Annotated in this window: 23 protein-coding genes and 1 pseudogene; 18 read left to right on the forward strand and 6 right to left on the reverse strand. The window is 63.9% G+C overall.

What is annotated here, in order from left to right; translation table 11 throughout:
* Positions 1–375: 375 nt before the first annotated feature.
* The 3 genes from SR3_RS31450 to SR3_RS19530 all read left to right on the forward strand — a co-directional run bounded on the left by SR3_RS31450 (position 376) and on the right by SR3_RS19530 (position 3,233).
* Entirely contained in the window at positions 376–1,089 is a 714-nt protein-coding gene (locus tag SR3_RS31450; protein ID WP_068089975.1) for a hypothetical protein, read from the forward strand.
* A gap of 187 nt (positions 1,090–1,276) precedes the next feature.
* On the forward strand, positions 1,277–2,626 hold the full coding sequence (locus SR3_RS19525) for an oligosaccharide flippase family protein (RefSeq protein WP_157098980.1): 1,350 nt from the start codon (positions 1,277–1,279) through the stop codon (positions 2,624–2,626).
* 7 nt (positions 2,627–2,633) lie between these two features.
* Positions 2,634–3,233, forward strand: a complete 600-nt coding sequence (locus SR3_RS19530) for a CatB-related O-acetyltransferase (protein ID WP_157098981.1) — start codon at positions 2,634–2,636, stop codon at positions 3,231–3,233.
* 92 nt (positions 3,234–3,325) lie between these two features.
* Here SR3_RS19530 and SR3_RS19535 read toward each other — a convergent pair whose 3' ends face one another.
* Positions 3,326–4,615 carry a polyhydroxyalkanoate depolymerase gene (locus SR3_RS19535; RefSeq protein WP_084455731.1) on the reverse strand — a complete coding sequence of 430 codons (1,290 nt, stop codon included), beginning with the start codon at positions 4,613–4,615 and terminating at the stop codon, positions 3,326–3,328.
* A gap of 218 nt (positions 4,616–4,833) precedes the next feature.
* On the opposite strand from SR3_RS19535, the gene SR3_RS19540 reads away from it, so the two are divergent.
* From SR3_RS19540 to SR3_RS32480, 13 genes and pseudogenes are all read left to right on the forward strand, one after another.
* Positions 4,834–6,714 (forward strand): ABC transporter transmembrane domain-containing protein, encoded by a 1,881-nt coding sequence (locus SR3_RS19540; RefSeq protein ID WP_084455732.1) that lies wholly within the window; start codon positions 4,834–4,836, stop codon positions 6,712–6,714.
* A gap of 54 nt (positions 6,715–6,768) precedes the next feature.
* Positions 6,769–7,581, forward strand: coding sequence for an undecaprenyl-diphosphate phosphatase (locus SR3_RS19545; protein ID WP_068089978.1), 813 nt, complete (start codon positions 6,769–6,771; stop codon positions 7,579–7,581).
* Between the two features lie 118 nt (positions 7,582–7,699).
* Entirely contained in the window at positions 7,700–7,981 is a 282-nt protein-coding gene (locus tag SR3_RS19550) for a hypothetical protein (RefSeq protein ID WP_068089979.1), read from the forward strand.
* A 185-nt stretch (positions 7,982–8,166) separates the two neighbouring features.
* A complete protein-coding gene (rpmG, locus tag SR3_RS19555) occupies positions 8,167–8,334 on the forward strand; it encodes a 50S ribosomal protein L33 (RefSeq protein ID WP_068089980.1) in 168 nt (55 codons plus the stop codon).
* A gap of 49 nt (positions 8,335–8,383) precedes the next feature.
* Complete coding sequence (locus SR3_RS19560; RefSeq protein ID WP_084455733.1) at positions 8,384–9,100, forward strand: LolA family protein; 717 nt, start codon at positions 8,384–8,386, stop codon at positions 9,098–9,100.
* A gap of 362 nt (positions 9,101–9,462) precedes the next feature.
* The gene (locus SR3_RS19565; protein ID WP_068090018.1) at positions 9,463–10,251 is read left to right on the forward strand and encodes an exodeoxyribonuclease III; all 789 of its coding nucleotides are present in this window, start codon (positions 9,463–9,465) and stop codon (positions 10,249–10,251) included.
* Positions 10,209–11,303 carry a GTP cyclohydrolase II gene (gene ribA, locus SR3_RS19570; protein ID WP_174549170.1) on the forward strand — a complete coding sequence of 365 codons (1,095 nt, stop codon included), beginning with the start codon at positions 10,209–10,211 and terminating at the stop codon, positions 11,301–11,303. Before SR3_RS19565 ends, ribA begins: the two co-directional genes overlap by 43 nt.
* Before the next feature lie 358 nt (positions 11,304–11,661).
* Positions 11,662–12,432, forward strand: a complete 771-nt coding sequence (locus SR3_RS31455; protein ID WP_157098982.1) for a tyrosine-type recombinase/integrase — start codon at positions 11,662–11,664, stop codon at positions 12,430–12,432.
* Entirely contained in the window at positions 12,420–12,851 is a 432-nt protein-coding gene (locus tag SR3_RS19580) for a tyrosine-type recombinase/integrase (RefSeq protein ID WP_169805667.1), read from the forward strand. Before SR3_RS31455 ends, SR3_RS19580 begins: the two co-directional genes overlap by 13 nt.
* 261 nt (positions 12,852–13,112) lie before the next feature.
* Positions 13,113–13,409, forward strand: coding sequence for a tyrosine-type recombinase/integrase (locus SR3_RS32825; protein WP_407668182.1), 297 nt, complete (start codon positions 13,113–13,115; stop codon positions 13,407–13,409).
* An 82-nt stretch (positions 13,410–13,491) separates the two neighbouring features.
* On the forward strand, positions 13,492–13,662 hold the full coding sequence (locus tag SR3_RS32235; protein ID WP_218018853.1) for a site-specific integrase: 171 nt from the start codon (positions 13,492–13,494) through the stop codon (positions 13,660–13,662).
* Positions 13,663–13,715: 53 nt separating this feature from the next.
* Positions 13,716–13,898, forward strand: a pseudogene (locus SR3_RS32830) (integrase); the annotation flags it as partial.
* A 278-nt stretch (positions 13,899–14,176) separates the two neighbouring features.
* Positions 14,177–14,662, forward strand: coding sequence for a tyrosine-type recombinase/integrase (locus tag SR3_RS32480; RefSeq protein WP_407668181.1), 486 nt, complete (start codon positions 14,177–14,179; stop codon positions 14,660–14,662).
* Here the strand turns inward: SR3_RS32480 and SR3_RS19590 are convergent.
* From SR3_RS19590 to SR3_RS19605, 4 genes are all read right to left on the reverse strand, one after another.
* Positions 14,657–15,568 carry a HEPN domain-containing protein gene (locus SR3_RS19590; RefSeq protein ID WP_068089984.1) on the reverse strand — a complete coding sequence of 304 codons (912 nt, stop codon included), beginning with the start codon at positions 15,566–15,568 and terminating at the stop codon, positions 14,657–14,659. The two genes, SR3_RS32480 and SR3_RS19590, sit on opposite strands and share 6 nt — an antisense overlap.
* Before the next feature lie 251 nt (positions 15,569–15,819).
* On the reverse strand, positions 15,820–16,272 hold the full coding sequence (locus tag SR3_RS19595; protein WP_068089985.1) for a Dps family protein: 453 nt from the start codon (positions 16,270–16,272) through the stop codon (positions 15,820–15,822).
* A 165-nt stretch (positions 16,273–16,437) separates the two neighbouring features.
* Entirely contained in the window at positions 16,438–16,998 is a 561-nt protein-coding gene (locus tag SR3_RS19600) for a hypothetical protein (protein ID WP_157098983.1), read from the reverse strand.
* Positions 16,995–17,414 (reverse strand): group III truncated hemoglobin, encoded by a 420-nt coding sequence (locus SR3_RS19605; protein WP_068089987.1) that lies wholly within the window; start codon positions 17,412–17,414, stop codon positions 16,995–16,997. Before SR3_RS19605 ends, SR3_RS19600 begins: the two co-directional genes overlap by 4 nt.
* Before the next feature lie 412 nt (positions 17,415–17,826).
* Here SR3_RS19605 and SR3_RS19610 point away from each other — a divergent pair, with 412 nt between their 5' ends.
* Both SR3_RS19610 and SR3_RS19615 read left to right on the forward strand, forming a co-directional pair.
* Positions 17,827–18,297: a low molecular weight protein-tyrosine-phosphatase gene (locus SR3_RS19610; RefSeq protein ID WP_068090019.1), complete on the forward strand. Its 471-nt coding sequence runs from the start codon at positions 17,827–17,829 to the stop codon at positions 18,295–18,297.
* 128 nt (positions 18,298–18,425) lie between these two features.
* Positions 18,426–19,268, forward strand: a complete 843-nt coding sequence (locus tag SR3_RS19615) for a hypothetical protein (RefSeq protein ID WP_157098984.1) — start codon at positions 18,426–18,428, stop codon at positions 19,266–19,268.
* A 22-nt stretch (positions 19,269–19,290) separates the two neighbouring features.
* Here the strand turns inward: SR3_RS19615 and SR3_RS19620 are convergent, their stop codons facing one another.
* The gene (locus tag SR3_RS19620) at positions 19,291–19,956 is read right to left on the reverse strand and encodes an SGNH/GDSL hydrolase family protein (protein ID WP_084455735.1); all 666 of its coding nucleotides are present in this window, start codon (positions 19,954–19,956) and stop codon (positions 19,291–19,293) included.
* Positions 19,957–20,143: the final 187 nt, after the last annotated feature.

Genomic DNA, 20,143 nt, shown 5'->3' on the forward strand with positions numbered 1-20,143 from the left:
GTGGCTCCGAAGCGTGGCGCTCAGCCTCTCCACCTGCGCCACATAGTGCGCCGCAGGCAGGCAATTCCTGTACGATACGCGGTGCCAGCGATGTTAAAGCGCTGCGGCGCAGCGTGCCTCGCTCTTTGGCTGAAACTGAAGCGTAAGGTAGACATGAAAGGGAGCGCGAGGGTTATGACCCTCGCATTTCCTCTTCCTTCCTGCTCGCCTTTCACCTCCCGTACATGTTCCGCTTTGCAGGGAAAGGTGCAGGCTCTATGCCCCATGCGCCTCCGATTCCCGCGCTGCCCTTGCTCCAGTGGGCGGCCATGAAAGGTTCGACCGATTAGCCTGCCCGTCTCTTTTGCCGGACAACGCCGCCTGCGTGATCGCACGGTGTCGGCGCTGCTGTCGCTGGCGATCCTGCTGCTGTTTGCGCTGGTTTTGCTGGAACTGGGCGTGGTGGGGCCGGGGTCTGGCCCGGGGCAGGGGCATCTGGTCTCGCTGAGCATGTCTCAGGAGAAGAATGAGCAGAAGAAGACGCCCGAGCAGAAACAGAAGACCGAGGTCACCCATGCGGTGACCGCTGCCGTGCGCCCGCCCGCGCCTTTGCAGAAGCCAGAGGAGGCGCCTCCGCCGCCGCCTGCGCCCGTGACGCCGGGCTTCATCCATATGAGCCATGACGAGATGGCCTCGTCAGACATCAGCAAGATGCCCAAGTCAGCCGGTGGCGGCGGGGGCGGAGGCGGTGGTGGCGGCTCGGGCGGCGGTCAGGGCGCGGGCACCGGGCCGGGCGGTGCGGTGCTGTACAATGCGAAATGGTATCGCGAGCCGACCGAGGCCGAGACGCGCACCTACATCAAGCCCTCGGTGCCGCCGGGCGCCTGGGCGACGATCGCCTGCCGCACGGTGGAGCATTTCCATGTAGAGGATTGCGAGATTCTCGATGAAAATCCGCGGGGCACGGGGCTGGGGCATCAGTTGCAGCAGGCTGCGTGGCAATTTCTGGTCTGGCCGCCGCGCATCAATGGCAAGCCGCAGGTGGGCGAGTGGGTGCGCATCCGCTTCGACATCAGCCGCCGTGGTGGCAACGATTCCGACGGGCAATAACGCCCACTGCACGGCGCGTCGATCGCGTCTTGCTGCATTGCAAAACCGCGTGTAAGCCCCCTGTAAATCTCCGCATGATCGGCCTTATGCCTGATACCGGGCGCAGGTTGGGGCGTGTGGGCCTGTCGCGCCGGGGCATTGCACGGCCTTGTCGCGACCTCTGCTGACTGTTCAAAGGATAGCCTGCTTGAGCCCGACCACATCGACCGGCACAGCTGCCACAATCGCTCCGGCGGGCCAAGCCGGTGGCGCGAAGACTATGAATCGCGACAAGCTGCTGATGCTGGTGGCCACCGCTGCGCGCATGGGGGTGGGCATGCTCACCTTCGTGGTCATGGCCCATTCGCTCGATCCGGCAGCTTTCGGTGTGCTCGCCACCGCGATTGCCTATGCCGCCTTTGTCAGCGTGGTCTCGGATTACGGGCTGGGGATCAGCGCGCTGCGCCTTGCCTCGGCCGAGCCGGAGCGGGCGGGCGAGATCGTTACCCATGCTATGGTCACCAAGCTGCTGCTCTCGGCGCTGGTGGCGGTGGTGTTCCTGGGCGGCGCGGCGGTGCTGCGGCCCGCGCAGCTGGGCATCTATGCCATGGCGCTGGTGGGCTGCCTGACCTATGCTTTCGGCGATCTGCAGATGATCGCGGCGCGCGCGCGCCAGCGCTTCGATGTCGAGGCGGTGATCGTGACGACCACCAGCGTGGTCATCATGCTGCTGGTGGGCGGCACGGCGCTGCTGACGCACAGCACAGTGCTGACGGCGGCGGCCTTCATGATCTCGCGGATCATCTATCTGGTCACCTCCGGCATCGTGCTGCGGCGCTGGCTGGGGATCGCCATCGGCTGGCGCTGCTCGGTCGAGGATTTGAAGGCGATGCTTGCCCGCTCCTCCACCTATGCCGTCGATGCCATTCTGACGACGCTGTCGAGCCAGGTGGATGTGCTGCTGTTCGGCGCGGTGCTGGCCGCGCATGATATCGGCATCTATCAGTCCGGCGCGCGGCTGGTGCAGGTGATCATGCCTTTCGCGGTGGCGCTGGCCACGGTCTATATGCCCACGCTGGCGGCCGCCGCGCTCAACAGCCAGCCCGAGGTGTTTCGCCAGAATTCGCGGCGCATCAACATCGAATTCACAGCTCTGGCGATCATCGGCACGCTGGGCTTCATCATCGTGGGGCCGGTCTTCACCAAGCTGGTCTATGGCAGCCGCTATGATGCGCTGATCCCGCTGTGGCGGGGCTTCGGCGTCTTCGTGATGCTGCGAATGGGCGGGGCCTGCTATGGCATCCAGCTTTCGGCTCTGGGCTTTATCCGCACCCGTATCACGGCGCAGATCGCCTCTGTGGCGGCATTTGTGGTTCTGGCGGCGGTGGCGCTGCCGCATTACGGCCTGCCGATCACATCATGGCTGCTGGCCGGGGCCAGCGTGCCTTCGACGCTGGTGCTGTGGTTCGCCATGTTCCGGGACGAGCGCTCGGACGCCAGCGCGCTGTGGTCGCTGGTGGTGATGGCGGCGGTGTCCATAGCTTGCGTGATCATCTGAGGAATTGATGTCCAGAATTCGCCGTCTGATTGACCGTCTGCGTGGTCGCCATAGTCCCATGGACGAGTTCACCAGCCTGGCTCTGCGTGAGAAATTTCGTGCGCAGGGGGTTGAGGTGGGGCTCTACAGCTATGGCTGCTTCGATCTGGGCCGGGTGCCTGCCGGGGTGACGGTGGGGCGTTATTGCTCCTTCGCGCCCACCGCGCAGATCTTCCTGCGCAACCACGGTGTCGAGTTTCTGGGGCTGACGGCCTATCTCTACAACCAGCATCTGGGCGTGGTGGAGGACAACAAGATCCCCCATGTCACCCTAACGGTGGGCGATGATGTGTGGATGGGGCACAATTGCATCATCCTGCCCCAGGTGGGCAGCATCGGGCGCGGCGCGGTGATCGCGGCGGGCGCGGTGGTGACGCGGGCGGTGCCGCCTTATGCCGTTGTGGCGGGCAATCCGGCGCGGGTGGTGCGGATGCGCTTTGACGAGGCTACCATCGCTGCCATCGAGGACACCCGCTGGTGGGAGCTCGACACCGAGGGGTTGCGCCAGCTTATGCAGGACAAGCCCGAGCTGGTCTTCACCCCACACGAGCATTTCGCGCAGCCATAAGGCGCCTACAGGCCAAGCGTCTGGGCCTGGCTTCCCGGGAAAGCCTGGAGCGGCCGATCCGATGCAATCCAGCTCAGCCGCTCCGCAGCAGCTTAGTCGAGCGTGGCGGCTTTCGTGGGCTGAGGCTTGCGCGCGGCGATGGCAGGCGTTGCCTTGGGTTCCCCGCCATGCTTGGCCATCCAGCCTTCCACCACCGGGGCGATGATGGTGCGCCATTTCGATCCGTTGAAGATGCCGTAATGGCCCACCTTCTCCACCAGCAGATAGCGCTTGGCATCCTCGGGCAGGCGCGGGGCCAGCTTCAGCGCGGCGCGGGTCTGGCCGATGCCGGAGATGTCGTCACGCTCGCCTTCCACGGCCAGGATGGCGGTGTCGGTGATGGCCGAAAGGTCGATGGGCTCGCCGCGATGGACGAACTCGCCTTTGGGCAGCGAGTGCTTCTGGAACACATGCTCGATGGTCTGGAGGTAGAATTCCGCGGTCATGTCGCAGACGCTGCGGTATTCCTCATAGAAGGCCTTGGAGCTTGCGGCATGTTCGCCATCGCCATCCACCAGATGGCGGAACATCTGCCAGTGGCTCATCAGATGGGTCTGCAGGTTCATCGAGATGAAGCCTGCCAGCTGCAGGAAGCCGGGATAGACCTTGCGGCCCGCGCCCGGGTAATGCAGCGGCACGGTGGCGATCACGCTGTGCTGGAACCAGGCGAGGGGGCGATCCGTGGCCACGTCATTGACGCTGGTGGGTGCCTCGCGCGTGTCGATGGGGCCGCCCATCAGGGTCAGCGTGCGGGGGCGGGCAGGATGCTTGGCCTTGGCCATCACCGCCGTGGCGGCCAGCGCCGGAACGCTGGGCTGGCAGACCGCCAGCATATGCGCGCCGGGGCCGATATGCTCCAGATAGCCGATCAGGTAGTCGATGTAATCGTCGAGATCGAAGTTGCCCGCCTCGGCGGGGACCATCTTCGCGTCGGCCCAGTCGGTGATGTAGACCACCGAGCGTTCCAGCATGCGCGCCACCGTGCCGCGCAGCAGCGTGGCATAGTGGCCGCTCATCGGCGCGACGATCAGCAGGCGCGGCGCGTCCGCAGGCAGGCCGGCATGGGTGAAGCGCAGCAGGTTGCCGAAGGGCTTGTGCTGCACGATGGCCTCCGTGACCGGATGCTCCTTGCCATCGACGGTGACGGTCTCGATGTCGAAGGTGGGCTTGCCGCGCGGCATAGCGGCATGGGCGAACACGTCCAGCGCGCTGGCGATCACCGGACCCATGCCGAGCAGCGAGGGGCCGATGGAGGGATTCGTGACAGTTTCAGCCATCACCGACGCCCAGGCACTGGCGCCCGACAGCAAGCTGCGCTGCATTTCATAAAGATTATAAAGCATTGGCACTTTCCTGCATGCCGGTCCGGGCGATCCGGCGGGCGGTCTTGCTGCCGCTTGGCCTTGAATGTGGGGGCGATTGCGCCATGTTGCAATGCACAATCGCTTGTGGCCGCATGAATTTACCCGATCACGTGTAAAAATTGCGGCGCATGTGCCATCAGGGTTTGATCGCGTGCCCCCATTTCATTGCCGCCAGAAATGTTTTAGGGGCTCAGCCCATGACCATCGACGCGCCCGCTCCAGCCGCCGAACCCGCGCCCAGCGCAACGGATGCCCTTTCCCAGATTGCGCCGGCAAGCCCGGCGCCGCAGGAGGTTCCCGTCACGGGCAAGGATGCGCGCAAGCTGGGCGCCCTGGCCATGATCTGGCGCGCGGCGGTTGCCTATCCCGGGCGGGTGACCATGGCGCTGCTGGCGTTGGTCACCTCTTCGGCGGCCACGCTGGGCGTGCCGATGATGTTCCGCCTGATCATCGACCATGCCTTCGCTCCCGGCAGCAAGCCCGAGGATGTCGGCATCTGGTTCGAGGGGCTGCTCGCCGTGGTGGCGGTTCTCGCGCTGGCCACGGCGCTGCGCTTCTACAACGTCAGCTGGCTGGGCGAGCGGGTGGTGGCCGATATCCGCATCGCCGTGCAGCGCAATCTGCTGCGCCTGCCTCCCAGCTTCTTCGAGGAAAACTCCCCGCGTGAGATTTCCAGCCGCCTGACCTCCGACACCACGCTGATCGAGCAGGCGGTGGGCACCACCGCCTCGATCGCGCTGCGCAACATCATCACCGGCACGGGCGGCATCGTCTTCCTGTTCCTGCTGGCGCCCCGGCTGACGCTGTGGCTGCTGCTGGGCATCGTCTGCGTGGTGGCGCCGATCACCATCTTCGGGCGGCGGTTGAAGGGTGCGGCGCGCAACAGTCAGGATCGCGTGGCCGAGATCGGCGGGCTGGTTTCCGAAGTGCTGGGGGCGACGCGCATCGTCCAGGCCTTCAATCAGGAAGGCCTTGAGGCCGAGCGCTTCTCCGCCAAGGTGGAGAGCACCTTCGAGACCGCCAAGCGCCGCATCGTGATCCGCGCCTGCATGACCGGCGTGGCGATGTTTCTGGTGTTCGGCGCGCTCAACGTGCTGATGTGGCGCGGCGCGGTAGGCGTGGCCCGCCATGAGATCACCGGCGGCACCATCGCCGCTTTCGTGCTGACCGGCGGCGTGGTGGCGGGGGCCTTTGGCGCCTTGTCCGAAGTCTATGGCGATCTGGTGCGCGCGGCGGGGGCGGCCAGCCGCCTGTCCGAGCTGCTGCAGGAAAAGCCCGCGATTGCGGCCCCGGCGCGGCCCATCATCCTGCCCGAACCGGCGCGCGGCGCGATCAGCTTCGAGGGCGTGACCTTCCGCTATCCCACGCGGCCCGAATATATGGCGCTTTCCGATTTCACGCTGAAGGTGGAGCCGGGCGAGACGGTGGCCATCGTCGGCCCCTCGGGCGCGGGCAAGTCCACCATCTTCCAGCTGGCCGAGCGCTTCTACGATCCGGCGACCGGCGCGATCAAGCTGGACGGCGTGCCGCTGACCGGCGCCGATCCCGCCGACATCCGCCGCCGCATCGCGCTGGTGCCGCAGGAGGGCGTGCTCTTCGCCGCCAGCGCGCGTGACAATCTGCGCTATGGCAACTGGCACGCCAGCGATGCCCAGATCTGGGACGCCGCCGCTGCCGCTAATGCCGAAAGCTTCCTGCGCGCCCTGCCCGAGGGGCTCGACACCTTCCTGGGCGAGGGTGGCGCGCGTCTGTCGGGCGGCCAGCGTCAGCGCATCGCCATCGCCCGCGCCCTTCTGCGCGAGGCGCCGATCCTGCTGCTCGACGAAGCCACCAGCGCGCTGGATGCCGAAAGCGAGCGTCTGGTGCAGGATGCGCTCGACCGGCTGATGGCCAGCCGCACCACGCTGGTGATCGCCCATCGTCTCTCCACCGTGCGCGCGGCCGATCGCATCGTGGTGATGGAGAACGGGCGCATCGTGGAAGTGGGCCGTCACGACGAGCTGGCACGGGCGGGCGGATTGTACGCTCGCCTTGCTTCTTTGCAATTTGACGAGAACGCGCTTTCCGTTGAACTGTAACGGCGATTCGGGGCGCCCGCCCCTCCTTTTGCTCCCCTCAAGGAAAGCTCTCCCATGTCGTTGACGACCACCGCCATCCTGCTCGGCATTGTCGAGGGATTGACCGAATTCCTGCCGGTCTCCTCGACCGGGCATCTGGTGCTGGCCACCAAATTCTTCGGCTATGACGAACGCCCGTGGGAGGTTTTCAACATTGTGATCCAGCTGCCCGCCATTCTGGCCGTGGTGGTGGTCTACTGGCGCACGATCTGGGCGGTGATCCAAGGCTTGCTGCGCGGCGAGGCGGGCGCCATCCGTTTTGTCCGCAACATTCTGGTGGCCTTCATCCCCTCGGCCATTCTGGGCGTGCTTCTGAAAAAGAAGATCGACATGCTGCTGGAAACGCCGGTGGTGATCGCCTGGGCGCTGCTGATCGGCGGCATCGCGATCATCGTGATCGAGAAGCTGGTCAAGCAGGGCCGCCCGATGGGGCTGGCCGATCTGCCTGTCGGCAAGTCGCTGGCGGTGGGTTTCATGCAGTGTCTGGCGATGGTGCCGGGCGTCAGCCGTTCGGGCGCGACGATCATGGGCGCGCTCTCCATGGGCGTCGAGCGGCGTACGGCGGCGGAGTTCAGCTTCTTCCTGGCGATCCCCACCATGTTCGGCGCCACCGCCAAGCAGCTGTTCGACCATCGCCACGAGCTGTCGAGCGGCGTGGCCGAGGTGGGCTTCACCCAGCTGGCCATCGGCTCGGTGGTGTCTTTCGTGGTGGCGCTGGCGGTGCTGAAGCCCTTCGTGGGCTATGTCAGCCGCTCGGGTTTCATGCCTTTCGCGATCTACCGAATCATTCTGGGCGCTGCGGCCATCGTCTGGCTGAGCCACAGCTGATTCGCATCAGGGGCTCCGATTCGCGCCGGAATGCGATTTCGGCGCGATGGAGCCAGCTTGCGCGGAACTCTGATCGGCGTATCCTGTTGCATGACAGGGGGCTGTTGGAGGTGCTGCGATGACCCTTTTTGTCATGCTGCTGGCTGGCGCTGCGCTGGGCGCTCTGGTCGGTCTGGTTTTTCGTACCGGCGGTGTGCTGCTTCATGCCGCTTTGGGCGCTTTGGGCGCCGTTCTGGCGGGCGCGCTCGACAGCGAGGGCCTGCTCACCGGGCTGAGCCCGCTTTCCCTTGGCACTGCCATGCTGGGCGCTCTGGCGCTGGTCGTCGGGGCCCATGTGGTGGGCCGGATCGGCGATGGGCCTGTGCGTGGCTGGGGGCGTTCGCGCGGCCTTTCTGACTGAAGGCCGGATTGCAGCGCTTTGGCTCTTCGCGCTTGACTCTGTCACGCGGCTAAGCCAAGGGGCACAGCCTTGAAGGGCGGTGGGCCTGTGCCTGCCGCTTTTGCTGATTTTTACAGACTGTACATTGGCATGGCGAACAAGGCCGTGGCGGTGGGGCAGTCAGGCAGGGAATTTAGGAAAGCGCCATGGCAAAGCCCGCAACCGTCAAGATCCGTCTGGTCTCGACCGCCGACACCGGCTTCTTCTATGTGACGAAGAAGAACCCCCGGAACACGACCGAGAAGTTCGTGTTCAAAAAGTATGACCCCGTCGTGCGCAAGCATGTCGAGTTCAAGGAAGCCAAGATCAAGTAATTCAGCGCGGGTTCAAGCCTGCGCTGACACAGCGCAGGACATGACCCGGATGAATGAAAGACAGGTTTCGAACCTGAGCGCCCTGCCCGAGAACCTTGGGGGGGCATTCGCGAAGAGGCTGCTGACCATGGGGTTGGCGGCCTTTTTGCGTGGTATGGCCCCTGTGGCGCTGGTCGCGGCCTTGCCCGTTCCCGCCATGGCGGCGGACGCTCCGCAGCCCGGCAATGCGCAAGTGGCCGAGGCCGTGGCGGCGCTGCGGGCGATCACCGCGCTCAAGGCCGATTTCGTGCAGAACGATTCGAACGGTGGCAGCGTGCGCGGCACGCTTTACCTCAAGCGCCCCGGCAAGATCCGCTTCCAGTACCAGCCCGGCTATCCGATGACGATCCTCTCGGACGGGCATGCGCTGTTCATGATCGACAAGGAGGTCAACCAGACCCAGCGCTGGCCGATCAACAACAGCCCGCTGGGCGCGCTGCTCGATCCCAACAAGGATGCCGCGCGATTCGGCCGACTGGTGCCGGTGAACGATCCGGGCGCCGTCGCCATCGAGGTAAAGGACAAGACTCACCCCGAATATGGCACGATGACCTTTGTGTTCCGCCGCAAGGGCGGGGCGCCGGGCGGGCTGGAGCTGGAATCATGGACCACCCGTGACGCGCAGAATCGCCAGACGCGAATCGCGCTCAGCGGCCAGCAGTATAATGTGAACCCCTCGGAGGATCTGTTCCGCTTCACCGATACAAGGGCGCGCCCGCACAAATAGGGCTTTACGCGGTTTAATATACTGAATTTTTATACGAAACCCCGTGCCGGGCAGCCACGGCGCGGGGTTTCTGCCGTCTGCAATGGTGACGAGCTGCCTCAAACTTATGACAATCTGCGACAATCCTGCCAGCTTTGTTCACTTGGCAGACAGGCAAACCCCGCTAGAACAACTCTTGTCAGGACGGGATGACAAAGCGGGTTTCCCCCCTGTTGCCCGCTGCCCCAAGACAGACCGCCTGATATGCGTGACGAACGCAGACACGAACCCTCGTCCCCATGCCCCCGGGACGAGGGTTTTTTCTTGCCTGCAATCCACGCGCCGGACTGGTCAGGCGCCACGCATCGCCCTACATGGCGCGCATGATCACCGTTGCCACCTGGAACATCAATTCGGTGCGGCTCCGCATGCCGCTGGTCGAACGCTTTCTGAAGGATGAGGCACCCGATGTGCTGTGCCTTCAGGAAATCAAGACGATTGCCGAACTCTTCCCCTATGACGCCTTCACCGCGGCGGGTTACCCCTATCACGCGGTGCATGGGCAGAAGGGCTATCATGGCGTCGCCACCGTCAGCCGCATTCCCTTCGAGGAGGTGGACCGCCACGACTGGCAGGCCAATGGCGAGGCGCGCCACGTCGGCGTCCGCCTGAAGGATTCCGGGCTGGTGATCGAGAACGTCTACATCCCGGCCGGCGGCGACGAGCCCGACCGCACGATCAACCCCAAATTCGGCCAGAAGCTGGACTTCCTCGAACGCATGATCGGCTGGGCCGGCGCCGTGGCCGAACCCACGCTGATCGTCGGCGATTTCAACATCGCTCCGCTCGAATCAGATGTGTGGAGCCACAAGGCGCTGCTCAAGGTCGTCAGCCATACGCCGCTGGAGGTGGAGACGCTGGCCCGCTTTCAGGCCGCGCATGACTGGGTCGATCTGGGCCGCCAGCTGGTGCCCGCCCCGGCGCGCTACTACTCCTGGTGGTCGTATCGCTCGAAGGACTGGCGGGTGAACGACCGTGGCCGCCGCCTCGACCATATGTGGGCCTCGCCCTCGGTCGCGGCCAAGGCCACCGGCCACCGTATCATCGAGGACGCGCGCGACTGGGAGAAATGTTCGGACCATGTGCCGCTGATCACCGAGTTCGATCTGTGAGCAGCCCGGCGCGGCGCGTGGCGCTGGCCGTCGATGCGCTGCGCCACGGCTGGGCGATCCGCATCGGCAGCTGGGTGCTGATCCCCGCCGAAACCGGCTTCGGCCCCGATCTGCATGCCGAGCGCATGCTGATCAGCGCGGCCCGCGCGGTCTCGCTGCGCCTCGCCAATCAGCGCGACGCCGCCGAGCCCGAGGCTCCCGTGGTGATCCGCGCCGCCGAACCTTTCGATCTGGCCACGGCGCGGGCCATCGCCGATCCTTCGTTGGATCTCGATTACCCGCTCAAGGGCCCGTTCCTTGCCGAGCCGATCCCCGATGTCGCCACCGCGCGCGCCGCTAATGAGCTGGCACGTATCGCCGGTATCCTGCCCGCCTTCCTGATCGACCCGGCAGGCGAGGGCGAGGCCCAGCAGGTGGAGGCCGAAGATCTGGCCGATTGGAAGAACACGGCCCATCTCGCCATCGCCAGTCGTGCGCGCCTGCCGGTCTCGGCCAGCGACCACGCCGAGATCGTCGCCTTTCGCAGCGTGAACGATCTGCGCGAGCATGTCGCCCTGGTGATCGGCCAGCAGAGCGGCGACCGCGCGCCGCTGGTGCGCCTCCATTCCGAATGCCTGACGGGCGATGTCCTCGGTAGCCTGAAATGCGATTGTGGGCCGCAGCTGGACGCGGCGCTGGCTGCCATGGCCGACGAGGCCAGCAAGGGCGGCTGGGGCGTGCTGCTCTATATGCGGCAGGAAGGGCGGGGCATCGGTCTCATCAACAAGCTGCGCGCCTATCGCCTGCAGGATCAGGGCTTCGATACGGTGGACGCCAACAACCGCCTCGGCCTGCCCAATGAAGCGCGCGATTTCCCGGTGGCGGCGCGGATGCTGGCGCTGCTGGGCGTGAAAGGCATCCGCCTGATGACGAACAACCCGGCCAAGGTGGATGCACTTTCCGGCGTGGGCGTGCCGGTGATCGAGCGCGTGCCGCACGAGTTGCCCGCAAACCCGCATAATGAGCGTTATCTGGCAACAAAGCGGGATCGGTCGGGGCATTTGTTGACGTAAGGGCTTCAGGAAAAAGGAAAATGCGAGGGTGTTACACCCTCGCGCTCCCGAAACGTCTCCTGACGCGCGGGCTGGGGCCCCCTATCGGGGTGCCCAGCCTCTCCACCTGCCCAATGCAAAGCCCCGCAGGCAGATCATCTTTGAAGGATAGGTCGTGCAGGAATTTTACTTTCCCCTATGCCGCGTGCGGCATAGGGGCTTTATGCTCACCGGCGGACTATGCCGATTGGGCACGGCTTTCCCAGCATGGCCCGAGCGTTAGCGGCTTTCGGTGCGGCATAGTTTCCTCCTTGCGTGCATCACGTGCGCAAAGAGGAAAGGCAATGATCACCGTGAGTATTCGAATAGCAGTCGGGTTTTGCGGGGTCTGCAACATGGCCCGGTCGGCGAGCACATCCACCTCTACGTCGAATGGCTGCAACGACGAGGTTACATTCGAGAAATCGGTCAGCGAGATCTGAGCCTTTCTCGAGATTTTGGCTTCTGGCTTGCCGCCACCGGCGCTGGGCTTGCCGATATCCAGGAAGCGCTCGTCACCCGATATTTGGCCAAGCGAGCCCGCTACCAACCGCGCCGTCAAGGCGACGCGTCGGCGTTAGCTCGTGTGTTGTCGGTCATGCGCGACGCCACCGTCATTGCGCCTAGGCCAGTTCCAGAAGGCGTTCCTCACGAGGACCTTCTCGATGCCTATGCCTTCTATATGTCGCGTCAGCGTGGTCTCGCGACAATCTCCATCGCAAGCCACCTGTGGTTTCTTCGTCCATTTCTCAAAGAGCTGAGGATGATGAGCCGCGCCGACGCCGCGCGCCTTTCGTACCGCGAGGTTGCACGTTATGTTGAGCGACATGCTGGCGACCACAGACCGACAACTGCCCGCATCATGTGCTCTCGCCTGCGCGCCTTCCTGCGATACCTGCATGCTGAACGGTTTCTCGCCAAGGATTTGACGGCAGCGCTACCATCAGTGCGCCGATGTGCTGAAGCCGGCTTGCCCAGATTCATGCCGATAGAAGATGTGCAATGTGTCCTTGCCGGTTGTGACCGGAGCACGCTAACCGGCCGAAGGGATTACGCGATCCTCAGTTGCTTGCCCGTCTGGGATTGCGGGCGACCGAAGTGGTCAGGCTGAGCTTTGATGATTTCGATTGGCATGCCGGGCAGTTCACGGTTCACGGCAAAGGGCGCAAAATGGCGATCATGCCGCTGCCGCCCGATGTCGGTGCGGCAATCGCTAACTATCTGCAAGACGGACGCCCCCGATCAGACAGCCGGAGCCTGATTCTGCTCGCGGTCGCGCCATATGCCGGGTTCAAGGGAGCACCCGCGGTGCAGACCGTCGCACGCAAGGCGATAAGGCACGCTGGTATTACCGGCTTGCATGCCTTTTGCCACAGTCTGGCAACCGGGTTGCTACGATCAGGCGCGCCGCTGACCGAGATCGGCCAACTTCTGCGTCACGAGCAACCAGACACGACACGGATCTATGCTAAGGTGGATATCGGCAACCTGCACACCCTGAGCCAGACTTGGCTGGGAGGCGCGCAATGAGCGGGCTCGATCAGGCACTCAACTGCTATCTGCGCATGCGGCGTGGGTTCGGCCACCGCTACGACAGGGAAGCCCGTTATCTGGGGGAGTTCGTCGCGCTAGTTCACCATCATTACGCGTGGGCTCGCCATGGCCTGGATCACCCAGGCTCAGCGAACGTCATGGCGGCTGTGATTATCGGCGGTGCGTGGATTTGTCCGACATCTTACGGACATCGAGCAACTATTCGAAGTGACCCTTCACTAGGGTTGGGCCAAAGGTATCAATCGCTGGACCTATCATTGCCTCTTCGGTCTGCTCGCTGCCACTGGCATGCGTATTGGCGAAGCGATCAATTTGGCGCGGGCAGATGCGGATCTTGAAGTTGGGATCTTGAGGCCGCGCATGACGAAGGGCGGCAAAGGGCGGCTGATTCCACTTCACCCGACCACGACGCAGGCTTTGGCGGACTATGTAGCGCGACGTGACGAGTCCCCTGATTGCCGTAAGAGTTCCCGCTTCTTCATGGGCAGCGCTTGCGCCTTCAATATCCGGAGCGGGTATTCCTGGGCGTGGTAAGGCGGATCGGACTGCGCGATCCCGAACCCCATAGCAAAGGCCAGCGAGTCCACGACCTGAGCCACAGCTTGCGGTCAACACCATGGCGCGGCGGTATCGGGCAGGCGAAGATATCGAGCGCCTGCTGCCGATGCTCGCGCCCTATCTGGGGCACAGCAAAATCCGCGACACCTATTGGTATCTGTTAGCCTACCCCGAGTTGATGGAGCAAGCTGTCAACCGGCTCGAAACGCGCTGGGAGGCACAGGCATGACCGGGGCCGCAACCCTGCCAGCGCTCATCGAGCGCTTCTTCACCCAACGTCTCATGCGACAGCGCAACACCAGTACGCACACCATCGCATCCTATCGTGATACGTTCCGCCTGCTGTTCGCCTTCGCGCAAACGACGCTGGATAAGCTGCCATCCCGGCTCGATCTGGCCGATCTCGATGCCCCGTTCATCTTTGCGTTTCTTGACGATCTGGAGGTGAGCCGGGCAATTGGAATCAAGATGCGCAATCTCCGGCTGACTGCCATTCGCGCATTCTTCCGCTTTGCCGCGCTCGAAGAGCCGAGCCATGGTGGTCAGATCCAGCGCGTACTGGCGATCCCGGCCAAGCTGCATGACAAACGCGAGATGCATTTTCTCACGCGCGCAGAGATCAATGCCCTCCTGGCCGCACCTGATCGCAGCACCTGGATCGGACAGCGCGATCACATGCTTCTTCATCTCGCTCCCCAAACCGGGTTACGGCTCTCGGAGATCATCCGGCTCGAACGCGAGGAGTGGTTCTGGGAGGGAGGGGCGCCCATGTCCGATGCCTCGGCAAACGCCGCAAGGAGCGTTGCACGCCGCTCACCAGGCAGACCGGTCAACTGCTGCAGGCTTGGCTCCAGGAGGCAGGGCAGGAAGGCTCGACGAAGTTATTTCCCAACATTCATGGCGGCCCGCTTCGCCCTGACACCGTGCAGCGCCTGTTGGTCCGGCATGTCATAACTGCGACCCTGCAGTGTCCTTCGCTGAACTGCAAGCGGATCGCACCCCATGTTCTTCGGCACAGCGCAGCGATGGAGCTCCTCCAGGCCAGCGTCGATATCTCGGTTATCGCCTTCTGGCTCGGGCACGAGTGGATCAGAATCACCCAGGTTTACCTGCACGCACACCTCGCGCTGAGGGAAGCGGCACTGGCCAGGAGCAAGCCGTTCAATGGTCAGAAGGGCGGAAGGTACAAGGCTGGCGATCGCCTTCTGGCATTCCTGGACGCGTTATAACGGGAACGCAGCTTTGGCCCGCAGTCGCTCGAGCCATTCGAGGGATACTGTTTCAACGCTGTCGCGCAGATGGCGCACCATGTCCTTGATCGATTGCAGATCTTCGGCGCCGATCTCGTAGCTGGCTGAGTAGCGGGCCTCGACATAGGCGCGCTTCGCCAGTTCGAAGCGCCGCCGGTCGAGTTTGGTTGCACGGGGCCAGCTATCGATCAGCCGTGGTTGCTTGTCCTCGGCCAGCGAGCGCAGGAACTTGAGGTTGTGCGAGCGGGGAACGTACAGACTGCGCACGAGAATGTAACAGATATAGGCCCGCTCCGCTGCCTGATGCAGCGTGAAAGCGGCAAGATTTGCGTTACCGCGCTCGCGGTACAGCTCCACACCAGCAAGAAGGTCGTCGATCCCCGAAAACCATTGATCGAAATAGCCTTTTGCCATCTCGTATGCATCAGCCGCCGTCAGGGGCCTAGGGGTCGCCAGTGTCGAACCTGCCAGCTCGTAGAGCGCGATCCCATCACGGGCGATATCGACCCAGAAATACTCGCCGCGCGTCAGCCCCTCATTCACCTCATCGAGCGCGTGAACAATGACGTTCACCGGACGCGTGATGGCCGTATCCCGCTGGATTTTGTCCTCTGCGACATACCAGTATTCCGCGACGTCGGTCAGATCCTTGTGGCTCACGATAACGAGGATATCGAAGTCCGACTGATAGCCATTCTCCGCCTCGTCGACCCAATCGTCGCGAGCGTAGCTGCCGAACAGGATAACCTTCAGAATCTTGCCGTTCTTCTTCCACGGCTGCGTGGCTCGGGAGATCGCGACGGCAAATTCTTCCATCAGAATCCGGCGCACCCGCGCAAGCTCGGCCTGCTGGGTCAAAGGGAGATGATCGACGTCGTGACGCATGGGCTGATTGTCGCGCTCTGTGATCCAGGTGGCAAGCTTTTCTGTGCCAGCAGCTGGAAACTATGCCACGCCGAAAGCCGCTAACGCTCTGGGCATGCTGGGAAAGCCGTGCCCAACCGGCATAGTCCGCCGACCGGAATAATGCCTGCGGCGCCATTAATCCGTGCCTGACCGGTAGGTTGCGCGCAACGTAGACATTAAAAAGAACGCGAGGGCGATGGCCCTCGCATTCTCTTTTTTCCAACGTTAAATCATGCCAAAGTTTCCGCCAGGAACCAGTGCCGCTGCTGCGCCTGATCGGTCCAGTCGTCGGCGGCACCTTCGGTGGCGTTGTCGCCCGCGGCGGTGGCGGCGGCTTTCACGGCGCGGATCACCTCGACCAGCCTGGCATTATCGTCGCGCAACTGGGCGACCATCTCTTCCGGCTTTAGGTCGGCGCGGGGTTCGTCCTTCAGGTTGGCCTTGGCGGCGATGGCGCCGATGCCGGTCAACGTGGTGGCGCCGTTCTTGCGCACGCGCTCGCCGATGATGTCGGTCAGGGCGAAGATCTCGGCTGCCTGATCGTCGAAAAGCAGGTGCAGATCGCGGAAGTTGGGGCCTCGCACGTGCCAGTGGAAGTTCTTGGTCTTTACATAGAGCGTGAAGAGATCGGCCAGCAGCCCGTTCAGGCTGTCGACAAGGGCGGAGGTGGCGTTGTTGGTCATGGGGGCGCTCCTTTGGGTCATCGGCATGATCTTGCAGGGTTTGTAGTGCATTGCGCGGTGGAGGGTAAGGTTGCAAGCACGGCGAGACTGATCGAAAATTCCGATCAAAAAGCATCGTGCGAAAAAGCGGGAAGCGGTTTTTCGCAAAAACGACGCGGCAACAGCCTAGAGCACGCCCAATGTGGTCCATCCCAGCGTGACGCCGGAAAGCAGCAGAATGGCCCCGGCGAGGCGGCGGGCGAGGCGCAGGTGTCTTTCTGCCGCCAGCAGCGGCCCGGCGCCGAACCAGCCGATGGTGATGGCCGCGCCGCCGCCCAGCGTGCCGCCCAACGCGGCGAGCAGGGGAGCGTGGAGCAGGGCGATGGCCAGCACGATAAAGCGCGCGGCATCGACGATCTGGCTGATCGCCAGCACCAGCAGCGCGGCGAAGAGCGAGCGGGTGGGCTCCTTGGCGCGGCGCCCGGGGGAGACGAGCAGCGATTCCACTCCTGCCGCCGCAAGGGCGAAGCTGGCCAGCAGCAGGCGGGCGCGGTGGTTCATAACGCCGGCCAGATCCTGCGCGAAATAGGCGGCCAGCGCGCAGGTGAGGCCGCCGGTGATGCAGGCGATTGCGAGCAGGCTGAAGCGCGGGCCGAGGCGGTCGGTCAGGGCGGCTACCAGCACCTGATCGCGCGCGCCGCAACCGGCGAGGAAGCAGGCGATAAAGGCGTAGAGCAACCCGTTCATGGCCGGGTTTCACCCTCTGTTCGCGTGTCTGCCACGGCCTGTTGCAGCACCTGTGTGATGCGCTGCGCTTTTTCGGTCAGCAGGGCGGCGTCTTGCGGGGCCATCACCTCTGCAGCCGCGGTGCGCCACAGGGTGAGCCGGCGCGCGAACATGTCGGGCGTGATACTGCTGGCCAGAGCGACATGCGGGGCAACGGGCTGGCCGCGATAGCGTCCCCGCCCCCGCAACTGCGCGGCCCAGAAGGCGGTGAAGGCGCGAAAATGCCCTTCCCAATCGTGGATGATCCCCTCGAAGACGGGGCCGATCAGCGAGTCCTGCCGGGCGCGTTCATAGAACAGGCGCACCAGCCTGGCGATGTCGGGATGGCGATCCATCACCGGGCTGGGGCCGGGTTGAGGCAGGGCGTTCAGGGTCATCGATGGGCACCCTAGAGCGTTTTCACAATGAGTGAAAATGCTCTGGTCTGGATGCCGCATTTTTCGAGTCGGTGATCGTTGACGGTCAACTGGCAGATGCTCTGGCGCGTTGTCTGCAGGGCCCGAAAGGTATGTGCCAAATTGGGCTCCAGGCGCGGATTTTCGGGGCTTTAAGCGGCCTAACTCCATCCGTCGAAAAGGGCGGGCCATTGGTCGCGGGGTGATTGTCTACTGCCGAAATTGAGTTATTACTCGGCATGGCTCGGCCGATGCAGGCGGCAGGGCGAATCGGCAAAGGGCGGGACTTCGTGGCTGGCGCATGGGCGCGGAGCCCCGCCTGGGCCCGATCAGCATCCCGATCACCAAATCCAGACTGATGACAGGCCTTGATCGGCGCTTTATGCCGGGCCTTATGCATCAGCCTTCTGTTCTCTTCGTCTGTCTGGGCAACATCTGCCGCTCTCCGCTGGCCGAGGCCGCGTTCCGGAAGGAGGCGCAGCGCATGGGCCTTGCCGTCACGGTGGATTCGGCGGGCACCGGCAACTGGCATGTGGGCTCGGCGCCCGATCTGCGGGCCTGCGCTCAGGCGTTGCGCTGCGGGGTGGACATAGCCGCCTACCGCGCCCGTCAGGTGAGCCGCGCCGATTTCACCCGCTTCACGCATATCTTCGCTCTCGATGCCAACAATCTGGCCGATCTGCGCACATTGCGCCCCGCCGATGCCACCGCCCATCTCGGCCTGCTGCTGGATGAAGTGCCGGGGCATGAGGGCCAGTCCGTCGCCGATCCCTATTACGGCGGCCGGGAGGATTTCGCGCAGACCTGGGATGAGGTCACGCGGGCCGCCAAGGCTCTGGTGGCACGGTTGCAGGCTGTGGCCTGAGCGCCTCCGCTATCTCGGGCCGGTTGCATCCGCCCAAGGGAACTTCCTCTTTCGCGAGAAATTGGTTCTGTGATAGGTCGGAATCACTATGTAATTTTTATGCCCAGATGGCGGGCGGGAGGTTACCCATGTCGAGCAATATCCTACGCCCGGTTCTTGCGGCTTTCCTGACAACAGCAGCGATTCACGCACCAGTCCATGCCGCCACGGAGATGGGTGAATTTCACGCCCCGCCCTGCGGCGAGGCCCCCTCTGCCCGTGCCATCGCCGCCTCTGCCCGCTATGAGGCCCGCGAGCCCACCATGGCCGACATGACCCAGCCGGGCGAGGGCATTCCGCATGGCGTCGTGAATGCCCATGGCAAGCCCTATGGCTGGGCGGTGCGGGCGCATGTCCACCTCGGGCCTTCCGCGCCCGAAGGCTGGCAGGGCATCACGCCCACCGCCATGATCTATGCGCCGCAGGAGCAGCCTGTTTCGACAGGCGTGCGCGTTCAGGTCCGCAACCTCAGCCTTTTCGTCAGGCCGAAAGCGACAGGCCGCTGGTGCCTGCTGGAAACCAAGGCCTCTCCGAACGGAGCGCTCTTCGTCGAGAGTTTTACCGGCAATCAGGCGCTCCCCGCGTCGCCCCGCCCGGAGCCGAGCGGGGGCATCAGCGTCGTGCTGATCGGAGGCCACAACTTCCATTTCTTCGGTGACATCAAGCCCTTGCCGCCCGGTGGCGTCGAGGGGGTTTTCGCGCAGTATGAAGCACGCATCATCCCGGCGAATGGCGCGAGCGACAGTGATGTTGCTGCGGCCCGTTATATCGGTGCCGCCTCGGCCGATTACTGGAAAAGCGTGAACGGGCCCACCGGCCATGTCGGCACGCAAAATGATGATGCGGCGATTGGCCGCTTCAAAAAGCTGTCCAGCAACTGGCGGGTCTTCACCATGAACGCCGATGGCGGCGGAATGCCTCCCCCGCGCTGACCGAGCACTGGAAACGCGGGGTTCAGGCCTCGCAGCTCTTCCCCACCGCCGCTTTCCAATGGCTGTAGCCAGCCGGATTGGGGTGCGTGCCGTCGTCGCTGTAGCTGTCGGGCAGCCATTCGGTGCCGGGCTGGCGCATGGCTGACCACAGGTCGATGGTCGGCACGCCCATGCTGGCGATGATGCGGTTTTCCGCCTCGATACGCTTGGGATCGAAGATGCGGTTGGCTTTGACCACCGGCTCGACATTGACGGCGACCACCCGTGCCCCGGTGGCCTTGGCCAGCGTGATGATCTGGCGATAGGATGCGGTGAAGGCCGAAGTGTCGGTGGGCGCCTGACCGACAGCGTCATTCACGCCCACCGCGATCACCACCAGATCGGCCTTGCGCCCGGGCAGGATGTCGGCGGCGATCGTCTTGACCTGCGCCGCATTCGCCCCGCCCAGCCCGGCGTTCAGCACATCCTTGCCGCAAAGCTGGGGCAGCAGCGCCATTTCCGAGATGCTGTCCCCCAGCAGGATCACGCGGGCATCGCTCTGCTTGGCCTGGCTGACGATGGCCTTGGTCCGGCTCTGGGCATGCGATGCGGGTTGCTTGCCATGCATCCATGCGTAAGCTGATGCACCGCCCGAAGCGAACACAACACCGCTCCACGCCATACCAGCGAGAATTTTTCTCATCATCATGAAGCTCCCAACATGAAGTCGCGATCCGTCCGGGAGGAGCACATACAGTTGAGGTGCGGAGACATCAACGGAACGCCGCAAATTTTACATGACTTGTCTTGTTTTGAGGCGATGTAAAAGTGCGTTCAATGCTGTTTCCGGTGGTGCCGAACTTGACTTGAGTTGCTGATCGCGAAAGATTTTCATG

It is taken from the genome of Novosphingobium rosa NBRC 15208 (genome assembly GCF_001598555.1).
GTDB lineage: Bacteria > Pseudomonadota > Alphaproteobacteria > Sphingomonadales > Sphingomonadaceae > Novosphingobium > Novosphingobium rosa.